This is a genomic window from Marivita sp., from assembly GCF_017643905.1.
GTDB lineage: Bacteria > Pseudomonadota > Alphaproteobacteria > Rhodobacterales > Rhodobacteraceae > Marivita.
In genome coordinates, this window is record NZ_JAEPMO010000215.1 from 1 (window position 1) to 5,311 (window position 5,311).

9 protein-coding genes are annotated in these 5,311 nt (G+C 63.5%); all 9 read left to right on the forward strand.

The annotated features are described in order from the left end of the window. Positions 1–70: 70 nt before the first annotated feature. Positions 71–355: a hypothetical protein gene (locus tag JJ869_RS21730; protein WP_292270691.1), complete on the forward strand. Its 285-nt coding sequence runs from the start codon at positions 71–73 to the stop codon at positions 353–355. Positions 356–545: 190 nt separating this feature from the next. Further along, complete coding sequence (locus JJ869_RS21735) at positions 546–1,871, forward strand: site-specific DNA-methyltransferase (protein WP_292270693.1); 1,326 nt, start codon at positions 546–548, stop codon at positions 1,869–1,871. Between the two features lie 198 nt (positions 1,872–2,069). Continuing rightward, the gene (locus tag JJ869_RS21740; protein WP_292270694.1) at positions 2,070–2,336 is read left to right on the forward strand and encodes a hypothetical protein; all 267 of its coding nucleotides are present in this window, start codon (positions 2,070–2,072) and stop codon (positions 2,334–2,336) included. Between the two features lie 57 nt (positions 2,337–2,393). Beyond that, entirely contained in the window at positions 2,394–2,594 is a 201-nt protein-coding gene (locus JJ869_RS21745) for a hypothetical protein (protein WP_292270695.1), read from the forward strand. Positions 2,595–2,716: 122 nt separating this feature from the next. Then, positions 2,717–2,923: a hypothetical protein gene (locus tag JJ869_RS21750; RefSeq protein ID WP_292270697.1), complete on the forward strand. Its 207-nt coding sequence runs from the start codon at positions 2,717–2,719 to the stop codon at positions 2,921–2,923. A gap of 89 nt (positions 2,924–3,012) precedes the next feature. Further along, the gene (locus JJ869_RS21755) at positions 3,013–3,234 is read left to right on the forward strand and encodes a hypothetical protein (protein ID WP_292270699.1); all 222 of its coding nucleotides are present in this window, start codon (positions 3,013–3,015) and stop codon (positions 3,232–3,234) included. A gap of 92 nt (positions 3,235–3,326) precedes the next feature. Further along, positions 3,327–3,722: a hypothetical protein gene (locus JJ869_RS21760; RefSeq protein WP_292270701.1), complete on the forward strand. Its 396-nt coding sequence runs from the start codon at positions 3,327–3,329 to the stop codon at positions 3,720–3,722. 89 nt (positions 3,723–3,811) lie between these two features. Further along, on the forward strand, positions 3,812–4,309 hold the full coding sequence (locus tag JJ869_RS21765) for a hypothetical protein (protein WP_292270704.1): 498 nt from the start codon (positions 3,812–3,814) through the stop codon (positions 4,307–4,309). 28 nt (positions 4,310–4,337) lie between these two features. Next, the coding region (locus JJ869_RS21770; RefSeq protein WP_292270706.1) for a phage terminase large subunit family protein at positions 4,338–5,311 on the forward strand (974 nt) is incomplete at its 3' end.

The window sequence follows — 5,311 nt, forward strand, 5'->3', positions numbered from 1 at the left end:
GCCCATGTCAGGCGCAGCCTGTGCTGAACCGCCTAATTTTCGGGCAACGAAACACTGTTGGAGCCAATCAATGCGCAACACCTTCGCGGTCAACCCGGCTCGCGGGCAGAAGCCTGAGGGCGACCGTCGCCTCCAGCCCCCCACCCCTTGGGTCCCTTCCGGGGGATTGATCTCATGCGGGGCCGCCGCCTCGCGGGATTTTCGTGTTTTTTATTTTTTGAAAAATCCATTTCGCTTCGTTTCAGAGGGGGTCCGATGCAAGGATTTCAATGGCTTGGGTCTCGAATTGCCGAAATGCCCCCCGCTGGTTTCGCCAATTGAAAATGCGATCTTGTTCGGTTCAGAGGTGGTCTGACCGAATGATTTCAATGACTTAGGCGTCGATTTGACGAACAGTTGGCGCTGCAAAACAGCGTGTTTTTTGCATGAAATACCCGCCTGATGCGTCTCTGAATCGGCGCGGCACCACTTCAGATTGATTAAACCGACCCCGGCCCCGTTTCGGTTCGCCGGCCCAGTTTTCGCACACAAAGAACAGGTCTCAGATGACAGCTGATGCAGAACACACCGCCCGGGCCTGGCCCGCGGCGCAGGTCGAGATGTGGCAGGTCGCCGATCTTGTGCCTTATGCCCGCAATGCGCGGCAGCACCCGTCGGACCAGATCGACCAGATTGCGGCGTCCATGCAGCGGTTCGGGTTCACCATCCCGATGCTGGTGGCGGAGGATGGCACAATCATCGCGGGTCACGGGCGGCTGATCGCGGCGGCACAGCTGGGCCTCGCTGAAGTGCCGGTTATGGTGGCCCGGGGCTGGACGGAGGAAGACCGCCGGCTCTACACGCTGGCGGACAACCGGTTGGCCGAGATCGCCGAGTGGGACCCGGAGATGCTCCGCCTGGAGATCGAGGACCTGCGGACGGAGTTCGGGATCGAAGATTTTGGGATGATCGGCTTCAGCGCGGATGACCTGGCGGAGATGCTGCCTGACGCCCTGGTGGAGACCACAGGCGGCTTGACCGATCCGGACGATGTGCCGGACCTGCCTGAAACCCCGGTGACACGGCCGGGTGACGTGTGGATCCTCGGCGCGCACCGGCTGCTCTGCGGCGACAGCACCGTGGCGACCGATGTCGAAAAGGTGCTGCGAGGCGTCAAACCTCTGCTCATGTGCACCGATCCGCCCTACGGGGTGGCGTATGATCCCGGTTGGCGGAATACCGCAGGCGCGGCCAAGACCAAACGCACCGGCAAGGTGCTGAATGACGACCGGGCCGATTGGCGCGAGGCCTGGGCGCTCTTTCCCGGCGATGTGGCCTATGTCTGGCACGGCGCCTTGCACGCCGCGACCGTGGCCGAAAGCCTTGAGGCCTGCGGGTTTGCGATCCGCTCCCAGATCATCTGGGCCAAGGAGCGGCTTGTTCTGAGCCGCGGCGATTACCACTGGCAGCACGAGCCATGCTGGTACGCGGTCCGCACCTCCGGCAAGGGCCATTGGGCGGGGGATCGCAAGCAGACCACCCTGTGGCACATCTCCAGCAAGGATCAGGATGCCAGCACCATCCATGGCACCCAGAAACCGGTGGCCTGCATGCGTCGGCCCATCGAGAACAACTCGAGCCCGGGCCAGGCCATCTACGAGCCTTTCATGGGATCAGGCACCACGCTGATTGCCGCGGAAATGACCGGACGGGTGTGTTACGGCATCGAGTTGAACCCGGGCTATGTCGATGTTGCCGTCACACGCTGGCAGGACTTCACCGGAGAGGTCGCCGTGTTGGAAAGCACCGGACAGGTGTTCGGGGCGAGGTCTGGCGCGCAGGCCAGCACCAATGAAGAAACCGACAGAGAAGCCGACAACGACCCCGGATAAGATCATGACAAGGCGGCAGGCGAGAAAGCCATCTTCTGTCCACGATTATAGTGGATAACAGCAGCGAAACGATCAATTCTGTGTGCCGAAACAGCCTTTGACGGCATCCCCTCCTCCGCGTCTGCCCGGCCCCTCAGGGCTTGCGGCAGTAGCAGCAGCGCAATCTGCGCGGCGCGACGCAACAGCGAGGAGACACACATGCTTGGCATCACTGGCACACAGGTCAGCCTGCACATCATTCAATTCCCGTCCGGCCGCTTTGGCTATGTCGGCTCCATCCCAACAGACATCTGCGAACAGGTGCCCGCCGACCGCGCTGCCATCCTGGGGCAGAGGGCATTCAGCGACCCTGAAACCAACGACCCCATGATGTGGAAAGCCCCCAGCTTCGAGACAATGGAGGCGGCCATCGCCCATGCGAAAGGCCGCGGCCACAGCCCGATTTGGAAAGACGAAGCGCAGTAAGACACGCCCATGACGCATGCAAATCGCATTCAAACAGTTGGAAAAACGGACATTACCATGACTCCCAAGCATCCGCACATCACCGTTCCGCTCACCGGCGAGGATGGCAATGCCTTTGCCATCCTTGGGCGCTGCCGCAAAGCCGCCCGCGAGGCCGGGTTGCGGGACAGCGAGATCACCGCCTTCGTCACCGAGGCCACATCCGGCGATTATGACCACCTGCTGCAAACCGCCATGCGCTGGTTCGATGTGCTCTGATTGAACAATCGCCAGCCTATATCAGCAATCTTATGATGCTGAATTGGCTACACTATCGGGCTCAGCAGAGCGAACATGTTGGTCCTTCGCCGGAAACGGCTCCCAAACCCGGAGGACCTGACATGGCCCTGACACCTGAAGCCCTCGCCCCGATTGCCGCGCAGATGCGCATGCCGCCTGAGGCTTTGATCGCCCTGCCCACCGCCGTCGAGGTCTTCGCCAAGAAGGTGGACATGCCGATCACGGAGATGCTCGCCGAACTCGCGGTGAACACCCCCCTGCGGGATTACCTCGCAGAGATCTGCATCCAGACCCACACAGCCGCCTGACCCTCGGCGTGCGTCAACAGCCCGGACCTTCGGGCTCGCGGCGGTAGAAGGCCCGCGATGGACGCGGCGCACGAACAGGAGACACCGACATGCAAGTCACCATTCGCTTTGCAAACCCGCGCACCGCACACGAAAGCGTCGAGCGTGCCCTTGGCTGCATCCTTCTGGAGACCGAAGCCAAGACCGCAAACCGCTTGATCGGAGGCTTTTACTTCGACACCGAACGCGACCCGCAGGACATCTTTGACGACTTCACGGCTGATGGGTTCGAGAAAGAGGACTTCGCCAGCATCGAGTTCTCATGGTCCTGATCGCGCAGCCTGCCCCCCTGCCCGGCTGGTCCGGGCTTGGGTCCGTAGAAGTCACGCCATCCTGCGCGCCATGAACACGGGGAGACACCCAAATGACCAACCGCACCATTCTGCCCAGCCAGAACACCGCCTACGGCTTTTACGGCACTGTCACCACCTGCCCGCTGCGCGACTGCACCAGCGAGGTCTTCTGGACATTGGCCAGCACCCTGATCGCCGAGGCGATCAACGCCCAAGGCGAGGCCGAGATGATCGGCATCCGCGACTTCCTCGACAGCAAGATGGGACGTCACTTTGCCGATGAGGTCATCGACGCCCTGCGCTCTGGCGAGACCAACACCAAGTCGGCCCTCGAGGCCACGATCGACAAATGGCAACGCCGCGGCATCTCCGCCCAGACCGAGGCCAGCCACGGCATCCCCGAAGGCCTGCCCCATCTCGATGGCTGGGTAACCCATTACGCCATTCTGGCAGAAACAGACGTCTGACACGCACGTTTCACTTATCACGAATGGCAGCCCCCCAACCGGGGCTGCCGCTTTGTTGCGTACACGCTGCCTTCCAGAGGGAATGACCCATGTCCACGTCCCGCCCACGCGGCCAGACCATCACCGTCTCCCAAGCGGCGGCCTTGCTGGGGCGCTCCGACCGCTGGGTGCAGGGTTTGGTCAAGGCGGGATATATCGAGCGCGCCAATCGCGGCGAATACACATTGGTGGCCGTCATCCGCGGTGCCTTGGCCTATTACGAAGACCAGATCACCAAGAACAACAAAGCCGCAGCCGCCACACGCGCCTCGGAGGCGCGCACCCGTGAGATCGAGTTGCGCATTCAGGAACGCAGTCGCGAGTTGATCGCCATGGAGGATGCCCGGGCAGTTATTGGCGAAATGGCCGCCCTTGTCCGCGCCGAACTTGCAGGATTGGCAGCGCGCTACACGCGCGACATGGAGGCGCGACGGGTGCTTGAAGAGGTGATTGATGACTCCCTCCAGCGCATTGCCGGCGGCGCGGACAAAGCGGGCGCAGCTCTGGGCGCTGGTCGCGGCGATCTGGAGGCCGAGCGAGAAGCGTGACCCTGCGGCCTGGGCGGCGGCCCACCGGGTGTATCCCGAGACCGCGGGCATTCCCGGACCGCGGGACCCGGGGCTGACGCCCTACATGATCCCGTGGTCCTCGGCGGTGCATCGCGGCGGCTACCGCCGGGTGGTGGCGGTGACCTCGGCGCAGTCGGGCAAGACCGACAGCATGCTGGACATCATCGGGGCGCGGCTCGATCAAAAGCCGGCACCCATCCTCTATGTCGGGCCGACGAAAGAGTTCCTGACCGACCAGTTCGAGCCACGGCTGATGGCACTGCTGGATGAGGCGGAGACCCTGGCGGGCAAGGTGGTGCGCGGCCGGCGGATGAAGAAGACGCTGAAGCATGTGGCCGGTGTGCGGCTGCGCCTTGCGCATGCGGGTTCGTCCACGGCGCTGAAGTCCGACCCGGCGGCGCTGGCGCTGATTGATGAATACGACGAGATGATGGCCAATGTGAAAGGCCAAGGGGATGTGCTGGGTCTGGTGGAGGCCCGCGGCGGGACCTGCGCGGATTTTGTCACCGCGATCACCAGCACACCGGCGCGAGGCCTTGTGGAGATCGAACCGGATGATGCCAGCGGTCTGGAGTTCTGGGCACGGTCCAGCCCGGAGGACCTGGAAAGCCCGATCTGGAGGCTCTGGCAGGAGGGCACGCGGCACCATTGGGCCTGGCCCTGCCGGTCCTGCGCGGACTACTTCATCCCGCGCTTCAAGCAGCTGCGCTGGCCGAAGACGGCCAGCCCCGCACAGGCCAAGCAGGCCGCAACGCTGGAATGCCCGCGCTGCGGCGCGCAGCATGTGGAGACCGACAAGGTTTGGATGAATGCCCGGGGCGCGATGGTCGCACCCGGTCAGCAGGTGGCGCTCAAGGATGACGCGGCGCATGTCACGGGCGCGCCGGCAGACAGCGCCACGCTGTCGATGTGGACCTCCGGGCTCTGCTCGCCCTTCGTGACCTGGGGCCAGCGGGCGGAGACCTATCTCACGGCGCTGCA

Excerpts from the sequence above, each read along its gene's own strand:
- JJ869_RS21745 (WP_292270695.1), top strand. The coding sequence starts at position 2,394 with ATGACTCCCAAGCATCCGCACATCACCGTTCCGCTCACCGGCGAGGAT.
- JJ869_RS21730 (WP_292270691.1), top strand. The coding sequence starts at position 71 with ATGCGCAACACCTTCGCGGTCAACCCGGCTCGCGGGCAGAAGCCTGAG.
- JJ869_RS21760 (WP_292270701.1), top strand. The coding sequence starts at position 3,327 with ATGACCAACCGCACCATTCTGCCCAGCCAGAACACCGCCTACGGCTTT.
- JJ869_RS21765 (WP_292270704.1), top strand. The coding sequence starts at position 3,812 with ATGTCCACGTCCCGCCCACGCGGCCAGACCATCACCGTCTCCCAAGCG.
- JJ869_RS21750 (WP_292270697.1), top strand. The coding sequence starts at position 2,717 with ATGGCCCTGACACCTGAAGCCCTCGCCCCGATTGCCGCGCAGATGCGC.
- JJ869_RS21735 (WP_292270693.1), top strand. The coding sequence starts at position 546 with ATGACAGCTGATGCAGAACACACCGCCCGGGCCTGGCCCGCGGCGCAG.
- JJ869_RS21755 (WP_292270699.1), top strand. The coding sequence starts at position 3,013 with ATGCAAGTCACCATTCGCTTTGCAAACCCGCGCACCGCACACGAAAGC.
- JJ869_RS21740 (WP_292270694.1), top strand. The coding sequence starts at position 2,070 with ATGCTTGGCATCACTGGCACACAGGTCAGCCTGCACATCATTCAATTC.